We start from the raw sequence: 15,551 nt of genomic DNA, 5'->3' as shown, positions 1-15,551 counted from the left end.
GGACATCGCCCGTGCGTACTTCGTGCTGCTATGGCGACACGAAGTGCGCACGGGGCCGGTCAGGACTACTGGAGCTGCGCCTCGGTGACCACGCCGATCCCGTCGGCGCCGACGTGCACCGTCTCCTCCGACACCGGCGGGTGCACCAGCGGCTTCGGCTTGCCGTCCAGGCCGAAGGCGGTCGATCCCTCGCGGTACCAGGAGGCGACCACGTCGTGGCCCCAGAAGTCGCGGCGGCGCGGGTCCTGCACGCTCCACCGGGTGGTCGGGTGGTCGGGGTCGCCGGTGTAGTAGTCGCTGGTGTAGAGCTCCAGCCGGTGGCCGTCGGGGTCGCGCAGGTAGAGGTAGAAGGCGTTGGACACGCCGTGGCGGCCCGGCCCGCGCTCGATGTGGGCGTGGTCGGCGGTGGCGCCGAGGATGTCGCAGGCCCGCAGGATGTGGTGCGACTCCGGGACGAAGAACGCGATGTGGTGCAGCCGCGGCCCGGCGCCGCCGGTGAAGGCGATGTCGTGCACCGTCGGCTTGCGGAACATCCAGGCCGCGTAGAGCTGCTCGTCGTCCTCGATGGTCTCGGAGGTGCGGAAGCCGAGCTCGGCGTAGAAGTCGTGCGCGGCCTGCACGTCCGGGGTCAGCACGTTGAAGTGGTCGATGCGCGCGGGTTCCGCGCCGCGCCGCAGGTCGTAGCGCTGCACGTGCCGCGGTCCGTGCTCGGCGTGGTGGAAGAACTCGACCGGGAAGCCCAGCGGGTCCTCGACGCGCACCGCCTCGCCGATGCCGCGCGTCGTGCCGGCGGGCACCTCCTGGGTGGGCAGGCCCTTGGCGGCGAAGAACTCCTTGGCGCGCTGGACGTCCTCGGGCGTGCGCACCCGGTACGCCAGCCGCCGCAGGCCGGGCTCCGGGGCCTTGCGCAGCACGAGGCTGTGGTGCAGGAACTCCTCGTAGCCGCGCAGGTAGATGACCTCGTCGTCCTCTTCGATGGCTTCGAAACCGAGTGCGTCCACCCAGAACCGGCGAGCACGTGGCAGATCGGTGACGGCCAGCTCGGCGTCCGCGGCGCGGACCACGTCGGGAGCGGGGACAGGCATTCGCGCACCTACCAGAATCATATATGATTGGATGGCGTTGAAGATTACGCAGCGTCTTCTGGGGCGTCAATAGTCCCTATTGCTGAACGAAAACTCGATCAGGTCATTTGGGCGGGCGTATCGATCTTGGTTGACATCGTATCTGATTTGGGTTCAATATCTCGGCGAACGGATCGTGCGCCCGACGGGAGGAATCCGGTGTCGCACCCCTTGGGGCTCTCGCCCAGCAAGATCATCGCGGTGCACCTGAACTACCGCAGCCGCGCGCGGGAGCGCGGCCGGACGCCCCGGGAGCCGTCGTACTTCCTCAAGCCGCCGTCGTCGCTGGCCGCCGACGGCCAGGCTGCCGTGCGCCCGCGCGGCGCGGAGGCGCTCGGCGTCGAGGGCGAGATCGCGATCATCATCGGCGAACGGGCGCGCAACGTGCCGCTGGAATCCGCCGCGGACCACATCGGCGGCATCGCGGCGGCCAACGACATCGGCTGCTACGACCTGCGCTACGCCGACCGCGGCTCCAACGTGCGCAGCAAGGGCTCCGACGGCTACACCCCGGTCGGCCCGGCCATCATCGACCCCGCCGGCGTGGACCTGCGCGATCTGGCCATCCGCCTGTGGGTCAACGGCGAGCTCGTCCAGGAGGACGACTCCGGCGGCCTGCTGTTCGGCTTCGACTACCTGATCGCCGATCTTTCCCGGTCGCTCACCCTGGAACCCGGCGACATCATCCTCACCGGCACCCCGGCCGCGCCGCCGATCGTCCGGGTCGGCGACGTCGTCGAGGTCGAGGTCGGCGAGGGCGGCAGGCTCCGGACGGTGATCGCCGAGAGCGACGAACCGATGAGCGGGCCGGGCGCGCTCCCGGCACTGTCCGAAAAGGACCGGAAGGACGCCTTCGGCGAACCGGCCGGGCTCGGGCTCTCCGAGGAGACCGAGCGGAACCTGCGCGGCGTCGCCACCGCGACGATCTCCGCCCAGCTGCGCAAGCGCGGCATCCACCACGCGTTCATCGAATCGGTCCGCCCGGCCAAGCCCGGCACCCGGCTGCTCGGCCGCGCCCACACGCTGCGCTACCTGCCGCTGCGCGAAGACCTCTTCGAGAAGCGCGGCGGCGGCTACAACGCGCAGAAGTCCGCGGTCGACTCCATCGGGCCCGGCGAGGTGCTGGTCATCGACGCGCGCGGCGATTCCCACGCCGGGACCATCGGCGACATCCTCGCGCTGCGGGTGCAGCGCGCCGGCGGCGCCGGGATCGTGACCGACGGCGCGGTGCGGGACAGTGGCTCGTTCGCGGACCTCGACATCCCGACCTTCGCGGCCTTCCAGCACGCCGCCGTGCTCGGCAACCGGCACGTGCCGTGGGAGGACAACGTCGCGATCGCCTGCGGGGGAGCACTGGTCGAACCCGGCGACGTCCTCGTCGGCGACGACGACGGCGTGGTCGTCATCCCGCCCGCCCTGGCCGACGAGGTCGCCGCCGACGCCGCCGAGCAGGAACGCCAGGAGCGGTTCATCTACCAGCAGGTCGACGCGGGCCACCGCATCGAAGGCCTGTACCCGCTCGGCGGGGAATGGCGGGAGCGGTACCAGCAGTGGCGGGACGGTGCAGCGTGACTGCGGCGCAGGACGGCGCGTCGAAGTCCGAGATCGCCTACCGGCACCTCCGGCAGCAGATCGTCGAGCGGACCCTGGCGCCGGGCGCGCGGCTGGTGCTGGAGCAGATCGCCCGCGAGCTGGACATGAGCGTGGTCCCGGTGCGGGAGGCGATCCGCCGCCTGGAGGCCGAGGGCTACGTCAGCTACCAGCGCAACGTGGGCGCGCAGGTCGCCTCGATCGACCCGGACCAGTACCTGAACAGCATGGAGGCGCTGGCGCTGCTGGAGGGCTTCGCCACCGCCTCGGGCGCGCGGCTGATCAGCGCGGCCGAGCTCGACCGGGCGCGGGCGATCAACCAGGAGCTCAAGCGCAAGGCCGAGCAGGGCGACGCCCGCGCCTACACCGAGCTCAACCGGGAGTTCCACCGCGCGCTGTGCGGGGCGAGCGCGAACGCGCACCTGCTCGGCCTGCTGGAGCGGGAGTGGTCGCGGCTGGACCTGATCCGCCGGTCCAGCTTCGCGCTGGTCCCCGAGCGCTACGCCGAATCCTTCGCCGAGCACGAGGCCCTGCTGCAGCTCGTCGCCTGCGGCGCGGCGGAGTCCACTGTGGAGCAATTCGCGCGGGAGCACACGCTGCGGACCGCTCGCGCGGCCGTGGCCTCGCTGCAGGCGACCGCCGAAGAAGAGGAGGAATGATGAGGTTCCGCGCCGACCCGACGCAGGTCAGGGGCTCGATCGCGCCGGTGGTCACGCCGTTCACCGCGGACGGCGAACTCGACGAGACGGGCCTGCGCAACCTGGTCCGCTGGCAGCTGGCCAACGGCTCGCACGGCATCTCCAGCGGCGGTTCCACCGGCGAGCCCAGCGCCCAGACGCTCGCGGAGCGCAAGCGGTCGCTGGAGATCGTGGCGGCGGAGACCGCCGACCGGGTGCCGTTCCTGCCGGGCACCGGATCGGCGAAGCTGGACGAGACGCTGGAGCTGACCGGGCACGCCCGCGACCTCGGCGCCGACATCGCCCTGGTGATCACGCCCTACTACGCCCGGCCCACCCAGGAGGCGCTGTTCACCTGGTACTCGACGGTCGCCGCGGAGTACCCGGACCTGCCGATCGTGGTCTACAACGTGCCCAGCCGCACCGCGGTCAGCGTCGACCCGGCCACCGTGGCCCGGCTGCGCAGGGCGCACGACAACATCGTCGGGATCAAGGAGACCACCAAGGACTTCGAGCACTTCTCGCACGTGCTCAAGGCCTGCGGCCGCGACTTCCTGATGTGGTCCGGCATCGAGCTGCTGTGCCTGCCGCTGCTGGCAATCGGCGGCGTCGGGTTCGTCAGCGCGGTGGCCAACCTGGCGCCGAAGGCGGTCGCGGACATGTACCAGGCCTATGTGGACGGTCGGGTGGACGAGGCGATCGACCTGCACTACCGGCTGCACCCGCTGGTCGAGCTGGTGTTCACCGAGACCAACCCGTCCGCGGTGAAGGCGGTGCTCGCGGAGCGGGGCCTGATCGCCAGCGACCACGTCCGGCCGCCGCTGATCCCCCTCACCGACGGGGGCCGCACCAAGATCGAGACCCTGCTGGCCGAGGGCGGCGACCTGATCCCGAGCTGAGTGCCGCCGGGCAAGTGGTGTCCGCAGTTTCAATTGAAACTGTGCCCGGTCTCCCTCTCCAGGCCCCAGTTTCAATTGAAACTGCGGGATCACCGGGCGTGGACGGGCTTAGAGGAAGAGGACTGCGAACTATGAGCAACGCACCGGAGCAGGTTCCCGAGCTGATCACCCACTACATCGGCGGCGAGCACGTGCCCAGCGCCGGCGGGCAGACCTTCGGGGTGCTGGATCCCGCGACCAACACCGAGTACACCCGCGCCGCCGCCGGCCAGGCCGCCGACGTCGACCGCGCGGTCGCGGCCGCGGCCGAGGCGTTCCGCGACAGCGGGTGGGCCGACATGCGCAATCGCGCCCGCGCGGGAGTGCTCAACCGGATCGCCGACGGCATCGAGGCCCGCGGTGAGCAGATCGCGCCGTGGGAATCCTTCGACACCGGCCTGCCGATCTCCCAGGTCGAGCAGCAGGCCAAGCGCGCGGCGGAGAACTTCCGGTTCTTCGCCGACCTGATCGTGGTGCAGACCGAGGAGGCCTACCGGGTCGCCGACGTCCAGCTCAACTACGTGGTGCGCAAGCCCAAGGGCGTGGCCGGGCTGATCACGCCGTGGAACACGCCGTTCATGCTGGAGAGCTGGAAGCTGGCGCCCGCGCTGGCCTCGGGCTGCACGGTGGTGCTCAAGCCGGCCGAGTGGTCGCCGCTGTCGGTGAGCCTGCTGCCGGAGATCTTCGCCGAGGCGGGCGTGCCCGCCGGGGTGTTCAACATCGTGCACGGCATCGGCGAGCAGGCCGGCGACGCGCTGGTCCGGCACCCGGACGTGCCGGTGCTGTCGTTCACCGGCGAGACCGCCACCGGCCAGGTGATCATGCGCAACGCCGCCGACGGGCTCAAGGGCCTGTCGATGGAGCTCGGCGGCAAGTCGCCGAACATCATCTTCGCGGACGCCGACCTGGACGCGGCCCTGGACAGCGCGATCTTCGGGGTGTTCTCGCTCAACGGCGAGCGCTGCACGGCGGGTTCGCGGGTGCTGGTGCACCGCAGCATCTACGCCGACTTCGTGCGGCAGCTGGGGGAGCGCGCCGCGCGGTTCAAGGTCGGCCCGCCCGGCGACAAATCCACCGAACTGGGCGCCCTGATCCACCCGGAGCACTTCGACAAGGTGATCGGCCACGTGGCGAAGGCCGAGGCGGAGGGCGCGCGGCTGGTCACCGGCGGCAAGCGGCCGGACCACCTGCCGGACGGAAACTTCCTGGAGCCGACGGTGTTCGCCGACGTCACCCCGGAGCACACGCTGTTCCGGGAGGAGGTGTTCGGCCCGGTGGTGGCGGTGACGCCGTTCGACGACGAGGCCGAGGCGGTGCGGCTGGCCAACGACACGAAGTACGGCCTGGCGGCCTACGTGTGGACCAACGACCTCAAGCGCGGCCTGCGGGTGGCCAACCAGGTCGAGGCGGGCATGCTCTGGCTGAACTCGCACAACATCCGGGACCTGAGGACGCCGTTCGGCGGCATCAAGGCCAGCGGAGTGGGCCACGAGGGAGGCACCCGGAGCATCGACTTCTACACGGACCAGCGCATCGTGCACGCCTGGATCGCCGACGGCGGCCTGCCCCGCTTCGGCGGCACCCAGTAACCGCGGCGGCTTCAGGCCGTCGACGGAGGCCCGGGTTTCCCGGGGCCTCCGTCGCGAAGTGGTGATCAGCTGCAGTGCCAGCGGCCGGGCCGCGACTCCCAGCTCCACCAGCCGTGGTGCCAGCGGTGGTTCCGGTGGTCCCACCAGCCGTCGTGCCAGACGTGGTGCCTGCGCCCGTTCTCCCACCAGCAGTGGCGTGCCGGGTGGTATTGCGTGACGGCCGTCGAGCTGTCGGCGGCGGGTGCGGCGTTGGCGGTCGTGCCGATGGCGAACCCCCCACCGGCCAGGGCCGCCGATATGCCCAATGCCGCAATCGTTCTGACGCACCTGTTGTTCATGGCCGACCTTCTTCCCGAGCCTCCGCAGCCGGACTCTTCGGCGGGGTTGGGGTTGCCTCCCGGCCAGGTTGCGGAGGCTCGATCGTCGTTGGTTGCCCGGATCCCCATCTGCGGGCGAACGACCGGAAATCGGCTGGCGCCGCGATCCAGCACCTGGGAATCCCGCAGCTCCGGGTTCCATCCCGCAGCGTGCTACCCGTTTCACCTGCGGGGCCAGAGACTTTCGGCCCGCGATGCGGATTCCGCCATTCAACGCCCGATGTCCGGGATCAGGAACCGAACAGCGACTCGCCCCAGTGGCCGCCGGGCCGGGTGCCCGGCGGGCAGGCGAAGATCGCCGAGCCGTTGTGCTGGAGGTACTCCATCATCAGGTCCTTCTTGGACAGCAGGCGCTGCACCGGGATGAACTGGGTGCGCGGATCGCGGTTGAAGCACACGAAGAACAGCCCGGCGTCCAGCCGCCCCAGGCCGTCCGATCCGTCGGTGAAGTTGTAGCCGCGGCGCAACATCCGCGCGCCGCCGTGCGTTTCGGGCGCGGCGAGCCGGATGTGCGAGTCCTCCGCGATGCGCAGCTCGCCGTCCGGGCCGCGGGCCTGCAGGTCCACCCGGTCGAACTCGCCGGCCGCGCCGTGCGGTGCGCCGCTGCCCTTGGTGCGGCCGACGATGGTCTCCTGCTCGCCCAGCGACGTCCGGTCCCAGGTCTCGATGTGCATCCGGATCCGCCGCGCCACCAGGTAGGTGCCGCCGGTCATCCACTGCGGACCGTCGCCGGGCTGGGCCCACACGTGCCGGTCCAGCTCCGCGGTGTCCTCGGCCTTCAGGTTGTTGGTGCCGTCCTTGAAGCCGAACAGGTTGCGCGGCGTGCTCTGGGTGCGCGACGTCGTGGCGGTCCGGCCGAATCCGAGCTGCGACCAGCGCACCGCGACCTTGCCGAACCCGATGCGCGCCAGGTTGCGCACCGCGTGCACCGCCACCTGCGGGTCGTCGGCGCAGGCCTGCACGCACAGGTCGCCGCCGCTGCGCGCCGGGTCGAGGGCGTCGGCGGGGAAGTGCGGCAGGTCGACGAGGGCCGGGGGACGGCGGTCGGCGAGGCCGAAGCGCCCGTCGAACAGCGACGGCCCGAAGCCGATGGTCAGCGTCAGCGCGGACGCGGGCAGGCCGAGCGCCTCCCCGGTGTCGCCGGGCGGCTCCTCGGCGTGCCCGCCGACCGCCCCGTCCGCGACCGCCTCCTGCCCGGCGGTCATCCGCTCCGCGGCCCGGGTCCAGTCGCGCAGCAGCGCGACCAGCTCGGCGCGGTCGGTCGTGGTCACGTCGAAGGCGACGAAGTGCATGCGGTCCTGGGCCGGCGTGACGATGCCCGCCTGGTGCGGACCGTGGAACGGCACCGTCGCCGCCTCGTCGCCGGGGCTGCCCACGACATATCCCGCCCCGGCGCCCGCTCCCGCGACGGCGACACCCGCTCCGGCCAGCCCGAACAGCCTGCGGCGGGAGACTCCGGTCATCGCGCCACCACGCCCGCGGTCTTGCTCAGCGGCTCGCCGAGCGCGTCCACGGCCGCCGCCAGCTCCTTGACCTGCTCCGGGCTCAGCTCGGTGTAGAGCCGGAACCCGTCGCCGACCTGGTAGCGCGCCAGCAGCGCGTCCACCGCGGCGAACTTCTCGTCGAGGGTGGCCACCAGCTGCGGATCCTTCTCGGCCAGCACGGGGCGCAGCACGGCGACGACCTGCTTCGCACCGTCCACATTGGCCTGGAAGTCCCACAGGTCGGTGTGCGAGAAGATCTCCTCCTCGCCGGTGACCTTGCCGGTGGCGACCTCGTCGAGCAGTTCCTTGGCGCCGCCCGCGATGCCCGCCGGGGTCAGCTCCACGGTGCGGGTCTGCGCGACGAGCTGGTCGACGTCGGCGAGCAGCTGGTCGGCGATCGCCGGGGTGTCCGGCTGCGGGCCGGTGACCCAGAGGTCCTTCTCCAGCCGGTGGAAACCGGTGAACGCCTGGCCGGGCTCCAGGTCGGCCTCCCGGCCGTCCATCTTCGGGTCCAGGTCGCCGAAGCTCTCCGCGACCGGTTCGATGCGCTCCCACGGCAGCCGGGCCGGCGCGTACAGCTGCTTGGCCTGCGCCACGTCACCGGCCTTCACGGCGGCGACGAACTGGGCGGTCTTGGCCTTGAGCTCGTCGGCCTGCCCGTCCACGTACTGCTTGTACTCGGTGACGGCCTGCGCCGCGGCACCGCCCTGCGGCGCGGCGGAGCCGGTCACGGTGAACTCGCCGCGGATGCCGTCGCCCTTCATGCCGGGCTTGCACGCGGTCGTGTACTTGCCGCCCTGCGGCACCTCGGCGACGAGCTGGCGGCTCAGGCCGGGGCCGATGTTCTCGACTTCGCTGACGATCCGGCCGCCCTCGTCGTAGAGGTAGAACTCGGTGACCTGGCTGCCCTTGTTGGTGATGTCGAAGCGGATCGTGCCGGCCGCGGCGGAGGTCGCGGACAGCTTGCAGGCGTCATCGGAGGCCTCGACGGTGATCGCGCCGGGCGCGCCGCCGCCGGGCTGGCCGGCGCATCCGGCCGCGAGCAGGACCGCGCCGAGCGCGGGCACCAGGGTGCGGGCTTTGAGGTTCACTTGGCGTCTCCGGTGCGGGTTTCGGCGGGGCGGTGGGGGCGGAGGAACAGCGGGAGGACGATCGCGACGTAGCCGGCCCAGACGACGGCCTCGAGCACGGTGGTCTGCGGGGAGAAGTTGAAGATCCCCTTCAGCAGCGCGCCGTACCAGGACGTCGGCGGGATGATGTTGCTGACGTCGAACGCGAGCGCGTTCAGGCCGGGCAGGATCCCGGCCTCCTGCAGGTCGTGCACGCCGTAGGCGAAGACCCCGGCGGCGACGAAGACCAGCAGCACGCCGGTGACGGTGAAGAACTTCGACAGGTTGACCTTGATCGCCCCGGCGTAGAGCAGCCAGCCGAGCAGGATCGAGATCGCGATGCCGATCAGGAAACCGACCAGCGGCAGCACGGTGCCGCCGCCGGCGGACTGGACGCTGGAGAAGAAGAACACCGCGGTCTCCATGCCCTCCCGCGCGACCGAGAGGAACGCGACGGTGGCGACGGCGACCGGGCCGAGCCGCAGCGCCTCGTCGAGCTGACCGCGCAGCTGGGCGGCCATGGTGCGGCCGGCGCGGCGCATCCAGAAGATCATGCCGGTGACGAAGGCGACCGCGATGATCGAGGCGATCCCGCCGAAGGCTTCTTGCGCCTCGAAGCTGAGCGTCGCCGCGGTGTAGGTGAGCACCGCTCCGAGGGCCACCGAGAGCGCGACCGCCGCGGCGACCCCGAGCCAAACCTGCGGCAGCGCGCGGCGGCGATCGGTCCGGACGAGGAATGCGACCAGAATGCTGACCACGAGAACGGCCTCCAGCCCTTCCCGCAGTCCGATCAACGCATTACTGAATAGCATTCGCATCTTCCTTGTTCGGTGACCGGCGAGGCATGGAGAACATAGGTAAGGCTCACCTTCATGTCAAATGGTTGTGAACCCTGCGACACGCTGTTGACCTGGGTCGATGCGATCGTTTTCGGCGGGTTTGGGCTGCTTTTCCGATACATGTCCGAAATGTTCGAATACCTTTTCGGTTGCGCGGAATGGCAGGGTTCGGTCCCGAAGATCATTTAGTTGCCTGCCGGAATTGGGCACTGTCCGCTGTGGACCGATCTGTGTCGCGTTGAGGCGGATCGCGAATTCGCCGACCCCGTGTGCCGCACGCGTCCGGTGTGTGGAATGTGGCGCGTGAGGAGCGCTGGGTCACGTTTCTCCCCGCGGAGCCGGGAACATCGGCTAAGGTGGCAGCGGCATCGGTGGGCCCCAGCGCCCGCTGGCGAACGACCTGGCGGTGCCGGGTGGGTCGCCGGAGCATCCCCGCTCCACGGCCCGTCGCCCCGGCGTACGACCGCAGAACTAGCCGTGCCGGTCCAAGGCGCCACCTCAGACCGCGCGGCTGTCCCGGGTGGTCAAAAGGGAGGGACGGCGCCAGCCGTCTCGGCCGCCCGCGTGGAAGAGCCCGCTGACCGGGAGGTCAGCGGGTTTTTTCGCTTTCAGGGCCGCGCGACTGGCGACCCGGCCGGGGAAGGCGCACGGTACCGGGTATGTCCACTGTCAAGGCACAGCAGTCAGGCGTGTTCTTCCGGCGCCCGGCCCCGGAGGCCGACCCGTACGTGCGCGAGGGCGGCCACGTCGATCCCGGCCAGACCATCGCGGTGATCGAAGCGGTGAAGACCTTCAACCCCGTCAAGTCGGCCGCCGCCGGAACCGTGACCCGGTTCCTGCTCGCCGACGGCACCGAAGTCGCCCAGGGGCAGGAAATCGCCGAGCTCGCCGACGAAAACACCTGACGCGGGTGATCTTGAATTCCGCGCAAGCCCTATCATGACCGCGCAGTGGTGGGAGGCGGGAGGGCCGTGCGCGGGGTCGATTATTACGAGCTGCTGGGCGTGAACCGCGACGCGACGGCAGCCGAGATCAAGTCCGCCTACCGGTCGCTGGCACGCAGCATGCACCCCGATGTCGGCGGCACCGCAGGAACCTTCCGGTTGCTGCAGGAGGCTTACGAGACGCTCAACGATCCGGTGCGCCGCGCCGACTACGACCGCGTCGACGAGCCCGCGCGCCGGCCGCGAGGGCCGCAACGGCGCCGGCGGCGGGATTTCGGCGAAGACCCGGACTACGTGCCCAAGGTCCCGCGGCTGCGCCTGGACGACATCTCCTGGTGGGACACCGTCGACCCGGGCGCCCGGGTCCGCTACCTGCCGGTCACCGGCCCGGAGCGGGCGCCGACGCTGGCGCTGGTCGGCGGCTGGTCGATGCTGCTGCTGGCCGGGCTCGCCGTCGAGCTGACCGCGATGCTGCTGGCCGCCTGGCTGTCCCTGCTGGTGGCATCCGGCGTGGTGATCGTGCTGCTGCTGCGGCGGCACATCCGGGCCCACCGGATCGATCGGTCGTTCGTCTCCGAGTTCGGCGGCCGCCGGATCTTCGGCCTGCCCGACGCGCAGCACGAGCGCGCGCAGCAGCTGACCGCCGAGCTGTGCGCGAAGTACCTGACCCGGCTGCCGGGCGTGCGCGTGTTCCACGGCCTGGCCTGGCCCGACTCGGTGTTCGAGGACGTGCACCACGCGGTGCTGTGCGGGCGCCGGCTGGTGCTCGTGGAGTCCAAGAGCTGGCTGCCCGGCCACTACACCGCCGACGAGGACGGCGAGTTGTGGCGCAACGGCCACCTCTTCCGCGGCGGCGCGACCCGGCTGCCGGAAGGCGTCGACGCCTTCGCCGAGCTGCTGCCCGACGTCGAGGTGCGCGGCGTGGTCCTGATCTACCCGAGTCGTGCCGGTGACGTCACGACCGTCGAGCAGGACGGCGATCCGGTGTCGCCGATGACCCCGGCGCAGTTCGTGCGGGAGATCGGGCGATGGCTCGCGCAGGACCCGGCGAGCGTGGACCGCGAGGCGTTCACCACCGTGCTGGAGCAGGTCGTCGCCGACTGATCCGGCGCGAACTCCCTTGCCGCCCTTGATCATTCGAACTGGGTCGCGCTGCCGCGACGTCGTCCTCCGCAGATGATTACCGCATGCAGGCGAGGAGGGGGACCGGCGGCGGGACGGTGCTGGGAACTCTGGCGGTCGGGCAGTTCCTGATGACGCTGGACACCTCGGTGATGAACGTGTCCATCGCGACGGTCGCCGAGGACGTCGGCACGACGGTGAGCGGCATCCAGGCCGCCATCACGCTCTACGCCCTGGTGATGGCGATGTTCATGATCACCGGCGGCAAGATCGGTACTCTGATCGGCCGACGCCGCGCGTTCACCGTCGGCTGCGTGATCTACGGCTGTGGCTCCCTGACCACTTCGCTCGCCCCCGGCCTGGGAGTGCTGATCCTCGGTTGGTCCCTGCTGGAAGGGCTGGGCGCCGCGCTCATCATGCCGGCGATCGTCGCGCTCGTGGCCGCGAACTTCCAGCAGGCCCAGCGGCCGCGGGCGTACGGGCTCGTGGCGTCCGCCGGCGCGATAGCCGTCGCCGTGGGGCCGCTCGTCGGCGGCCTCGTGACCACGTACTTCTCGTGGCGGTGGGTCTTCGCCGGTGAGGTCGTGATCGTGATCGTGATCGTCCTTCTCGCACGCCGCGTGGCGGACGCGCCGCCGCACCGCCGCCCGGATTTCGATCTCGTCGGCACGGTGCTGTCCGCGGCGGGTCTCGGGCTGGTCGTCTACGCGGTGCTGCGTTCGAGCAGCTGGGGATGGGTGGCGCCCAAGCCGGGCGCACCGGCTCTGCTGGGCGTCTCCGCCACCCTCTGGCTGATCTTGGCCGGCATGCTCGTGCTCCAGCTGTTCCTCGCGTGCGAGCGCAGGCGCGTGGCGCACGGCCTCGAACCGCTCGTCGCCCCCGCCATGCTGCGCGATCGGCAGCTTCGCGGGGGATTGACGATCTTCTTCTTCCAGTTCCTCTTGCAGGCCGGGTTGTTCTTCATCGTGCCCCTGTTCCTGTCCGTTTCCCTCGGACTCACCGCTCTGCAGACCGGCGCGCGCCTGCTGCCGCTGTCCATCACCCTGCTCCTCGCCGCGGTCGGCATCCCGAAGGTGTGGCCGGATGCATCACCGCGTCGCGTGGTGCAGTGGGGTCTGGTCGCCCTCTTCGGCGGGCTGGTGGCATTGCTGGCGGCACTCGAGCTCGGTGCGGGCCCCGAAGTCACGACCGTGCCCATGCTCTTGGCCGGGCTCGGCATCGGCTCGCTGGCCTCGCAGTTGGGCAGCGTGACCGTCTCCGCGGTCCCGGACGAACAGACCGGCGAGGTCGGTGGTCTCCAGAACACCGCCACGAACCTCGGCGTGTCGGTCGGCACCGCGCTGGCCGGTTCGGTGCTCATCGCTGCCCTGACCACATCGTTCCTGCAGGGCATCAGCCAGAACCCGAGCGTGCCGCCCCAGGTGACCTCCCAAGCCGAGGTCGAGCTCGTCAGCGGTGCCCCCTTCCTGTCCGACGCCGCCCTGGAACAGGCCCTCGCCGCGACCGGATTGCCGCCGGGCGCCGCTTCCGCGATCGTGCAGGAGAACGCAGCCGCGCGGCTGCAGGCCCTGCGTGCAGCCGACGCAGTGCTCGCGCTCATCGCCGGGATCTCGCTGTTCTTCACGCGGCTCATCCCGAAGGAACAACCGTCGCGCTCCTGAGCCGGGTCCGGCATCGGGACCTGGATCGGGTCGAGGCTTGCCGCCCGGCACCGATGAGTTCTCGTCGCACCCCCGGTCTATGGGAGTAGCGAACACTTCCATCCGGTGTGGAGAGGGCGTGCCAGTCATGACGATCGGTTCGAATGCGGCGGTTTCCCAGCGGCGGGGCGCGAACGTCGCGCTCTGGGTGCTCCAGATCCTCCTGGCGGCGTTCTTCGTGCTCGCCTCGGCCCCGAAGCTCCTCGGCGACCCGACGGCGGTGCAGATGTTCGACCTGATCGGGCTCGGGCAGTGGTTCCGATACCTGACCGGCGGTCTCGAACTGCTGGGCGCCATCGGCCTGCTCGTGCCCCGGCTGGCCGGCTTGGCGGCGCTCGGCCTCGCTGGCGTCATGGTCGGCGCCACGATCACCCAGGTGTTCGTGCTCGACGGGCCGGTCGTCGCGCTCATGCCGTTCGCCCTGGTGCTGCTGTTCCTGGTGATCGCCTGGGGACGCCGCCGGTCGATCCCGCTGCTCGCCGACCGCTGACCGGCTGGCCGGGCGTGACGGACCGTGATCGACCGGTTGCGCGCCCGGCCTGGAGCGGCCGCCCGCCTCGTCGTTGGAATTCGCGGGAAGCGAGAATTCCGGCGTTCGAGTACTCCGCCGCGGATTCTCGCGGCGGCACCGGGAGGGGCGGTTCAGGTGCAGGTCCTGTGGGGAATCGGCGGCATGCTGGTGGTGCTGCTGCTCGCGTTCGCGTTGTCGACCGACCGGCGCGCGATCAACCCCCGCACCGTGATCGGTGCGCTGCTGATCCAGATCGCCTTCGCGGTGATCGTGCTGCGCTGGGACCTCGGCAAGCAGGTGCTCAGCGCCGTCGCCGACGGCGTCCAGAAGGTGATCAGCTCCTCGACCGAGGGCATCGAGTTCATGGTCGGGCCGATCCTGCCGTCGCAGGGCACCGTCGTCGCCTTCCAGGTGCTGCCGATCATCATCTTCATCTCGGCGCTGACCGCGGTGCTCTACCACCTGAACGTCCTGCAGTGGGTGGTGCGGATCATCGGCGGCGGCCTGCAGAAGGTGCTGGGCACCACCCGGCCGGAGTCGCTGAACTCGACCGCGAACATCTTCCTCGGCCTGACCGAGGCGCCGTTGACCATCCGGCCGTACCTGAAGAGCATGAGCCGCTCGGAGTTCTTCGCGGTGATGGTCGGCGGGCTGGCGACGGTGGCGGGGACCGTGATGGTCGGCTACGCGATGCTCGGCGCGAAGCTGGAGAACCTGATCGCGGCGAGCTTCATGGCGGCGCCCGCCGGTCTGCTGATGGCGAAGATCGTCATGCCCGCGGCGAAGGAGCAGCCCGCCCCGGCCGAGGCCGGTGCGGCTGAGTCCGCCCCGGCAGAGGCCGGCTCGGCCGGTTCCGCCGAGGACGAAGGCCAGGCGGAGGCGGCCGTCGCGACGAAGATCGCCGTGGAGGCCGAGGCGGAGGAGAAGCCGCGCAACATCATCGATGCCGCCGCCGGCGGCGCCGCCGACGGCCTCAAGCTGGCGATGAACGTCGGCGCGATGCTCTTCGCGTTCGTCTCGCTGATCGCGCTGGTCAACCTGATCGTGGGCGGCGTCGGCGGGCTGTTCGGGCTGCCCGACCTCACGCTCCAGCAGATCCTCGGCTACCTGTTCTCGCCGTTGATGTGGGTGATCGGCGTGCCGTGGCACGAGGCGGTCGCCGCCGGCGGGTTCGTCGGCGAGAAGCTGGTGATCAACGAGTTCGTCGCGTTCGCCGACTTCGGCCCGCAGATCGGGCAGTTCAGCGAGAAGAGCGCCACCATCATCACCTTCGCGCTGACCGGGTTCGCCAACTTCGGTTCGCTGGCGATCCTGCTCGGCGGCCTGGGCAGCCTGGTTCCCAGCCGCCGCGGCTGGATCGCGAAGGACGGCGTCCGGGCGATCATGGCTGCGACCCTCGCGAACCTGCTCAGCGCCACCATCGCGGGCGTCCTCGTCTGACCCCGTCGCGGATCACCGGGTCGGGCCTTGGCAGGTGCCGCCGGTCCTCGGTACGTTGCCGATCTTCGCCGGGCGGTTCGCCCGGCGGCGCGGTGTGACCGTGTGCG

General features: G+C 70.8%; 14 protein-coding genes. 9 read left to right on the top strand and 5 right to left on the bottom strand.

The window, feature by feature from the left end:
- Nucleotides 1-65: 65 nt before the first annotated feature.
- Nucleotides 66-1,085 carry a 3,4-dihydroxyphenylacetate 2,3-dioxygenase gene (hpaD, locus tag AB0H93_RS17465; protein WP_358573396.1) on the bottom strand — a complete coding sequence of 340 codons (1,020 nt, stop codon included), beginning with the start codon at nt 1,083-1,085 and terminating at the stop codon, nt 66-68.
- A 126-nt stretch (nt 1,086-1,211) separates the two neighbouring features.
- On the opposite strand from hpaD, the gene AB0H93_RS17460 reads away from it, so the two are divergent.
- The 4 genes from AB0H93_RS17460 (at nt 1,212) to hpaE (ending at nt 5,918) form a co-directional block, all read left to right on the top strand.
- Nucleotides 1,212-2,696 carry a fumarylacetoacetate hydrolase family protein gene (locus AB0H93_RS17460; protein ID WP_358573394.1) on the top strand — a complete coding sequence of 495 codons (1,485 nt, stop codon included), beginning with the start codon at nt 1,212-1,214 and terminating at the stop codon, nt 2,694-2,696.
- Nucleotides 2,693-3,373 carry a GntR family transcriptional regulator gene (locus AB0H93_RS17455; protein ID WP_358573392.1) on the top strand — a complete coding sequence of 227 codons (681 nt, stop codon included), beginning with the start codon at nt 2,693-2,695 and terminating at the stop codon, nt 3,371-3,373. Before AB0H93_RS17460 ends, AB0H93_RS17455 begins: the two co-directional genes overlap by 4 nt.
- Complete coding sequence (gene dapA, locus AB0H93_RS17450; RefSeq protein WP_358573390.1) at nt 3,373-4,290, top strand: 4-hydroxy-tetrahydrodipicolinate synthase; 918 nt, start codon at nt 3,373-3,375, stop codon at nt 4,288-4,290. Before AB0H93_RS17455 ends, dapA begins: the two co-directional genes overlap by 1 nt.
- Before the next feature lie 131 nt (nt 4,291-4,421).
- Nucleotides 4,422-5,918: a 5-carboxymethyl-2-hydroxymuconate semialdehyde dehydrogenase gene (gene hpaE, locus AB0H93_RS17445; protein ID WP_358573388.1), complete on the top strand. Its 1,497-nt coding sequence runs from the start codon at nt 4,422-4,424 to the stop codon at nt 5,916-5,918.
- A gap of 65 nt (nt 5,919-5,983) precedes the next feature.
- Here hpaE and AB0H93_RS17440 read toward each other — a convergent pair whose 3' ends face one another.
- The 4 genes from AB0H93_RS17440 to efeU form a co-directional block, all read right to left on the bottom strand.
- Nucleotides 5,984-6,223 (bottom strand): hypothetical protein, encoded by a 240-nt coding sequence (locus AB0H93_RS17440; RefSeq protein ID WP_358573386.1) that lies wholly within the window; start codon nt 6,221-6,223, stop codon nt 5,984-5,986.
- 302 nt (nt 6,224-6,525) lie between these two features.
- The gene (gene efeB / locus AB0H93_RS17435) at nt 6,526-7,758 is read right to left on the bottom strand and encodes an iron uptake transporter deferrochelatase/peroxidase subunit (protein WP_358573384.1); all 1,233 of its coding nucleotides are present in this window, start codon (nt 7,756-7,758) and stop codon (nt 6,526-6,528) included.
- Nucleotides 7,755-8,870 (bottom strand): iron uptake system protein EfeO, encoded by a 1,116-nt coding sequence (efeO, locus tag AB0H93_RS17430; RefSeq protein WP_358573382.1) that lies wholly within the window; start codon nt 8,868-8,870, stop codon nt 7,755-7,757. The genes efeB and efeO overlap by 4 nt, the downstream gene beginning before the upstream one ends.
- Nucleotides 8,867-9,700 (bottom strand): iron uptake transporter permease EfeU, encoded by an 834-nt coding sequence (gene efeU / locus AB0H93_RS17425; protein ID WP_358573380.1) that lies wholly within the window; start codon nt 9,698-9,700, stop codon nt 8,867-8,869. Before efeU ends, efeO begins: the two co-directional genes overlap by 4 nt.
- A 686-nt stretch (nt 9,701-10,386) precedes the next feature.
- On the opposite strand from efeU, the gene AB0H93_RS17420 reads away from it, so the two are divergent.
- The 5 genes from AB0H93_RS17420 to AB0H93_RS17400 all read left to right on the top strand — a co-directional run bounded on the left by AB0H93_RS17420 (nt 10,387) and on the right by AB0H93_RS17400 (nt 15,444).
- Nucleotides 10,387-10,632: a biotin/lipoyl-containing protein gene (locus AB0H93_RS17420; protein WP_132492511.1), complete on the top strand. Its 246-nt coding sequence runs from the start codon at nt 10,387-10,389 to the stop codon at nt 10,630-10,632.
- A gap of 66 nt (nt 10,633-10,698) precedes the next feature.
- Entirely contained in the window at nt 10,699-11,775 is a 1,077-nt protein-coding gene (locus AB0H93_RS17415; RefSeq protein ID WP_358573377.1) for a DnaJ domain-containing protein, read from the top strand.
- A gap of 83 nt (nt 11,776-11,858) precedes the next feature.
- The gene (locus AB0H93_RS17410) at nt 11,859-13,454 is read left to right on the top strand and encodes an MFS transporter (RefSeq protein WP_358573375.1); all 1,596 of its coding nucleotides are present in this window, start codon (nt 11,859-11,861) and stop codon (nt 13,452-13,454) included.
- A 127-nt stretch (nt 13,455-13,581) separates the two neighbouring features.
- Nucleotides 13,582-13,983: a DoxX family protein gene (locus tag AB0H93_RS17405; protein ID WP_358573436.1), complete on the top strand. Its 402-nt coding sequence runs from the start codon at nt 13,582-13,584 to the stop codon at nt 13,981-13,983.
- 156 nt (nt 13,984-14,139) lie between these two features.
- The gene (locus tag AB0H93_RS17400; RefSeq protein WP_358573373.1) at nt 14,140-15,444 is read left to right on the top strand and encodes a nucleoside transporter C-terminal domain-containing protein; all 1,305 of its coding nucleotides are present in this window, start codon (nt 14,140-14,142) and stop codon (nt 15,442-15,444) included.
- Nucleotides 15,445-15,551: the final 107 nt, after the last annotated feature.

The sequence above is a fragment of the Saccharopolyspora sp. NPDC050642 genome (assembly GCF_040654735.1).
Taxonomy (GTDB): Bacteria; Actinomycetota; Actinomycetes; order Mycobacteriales; family Pseudonocardiaceae; genus Saccharopolyspora; species Saccharopolyspora elongata.
This window is presented reverse-complemented; position numbering and strand designations above follow the sequence as displayed.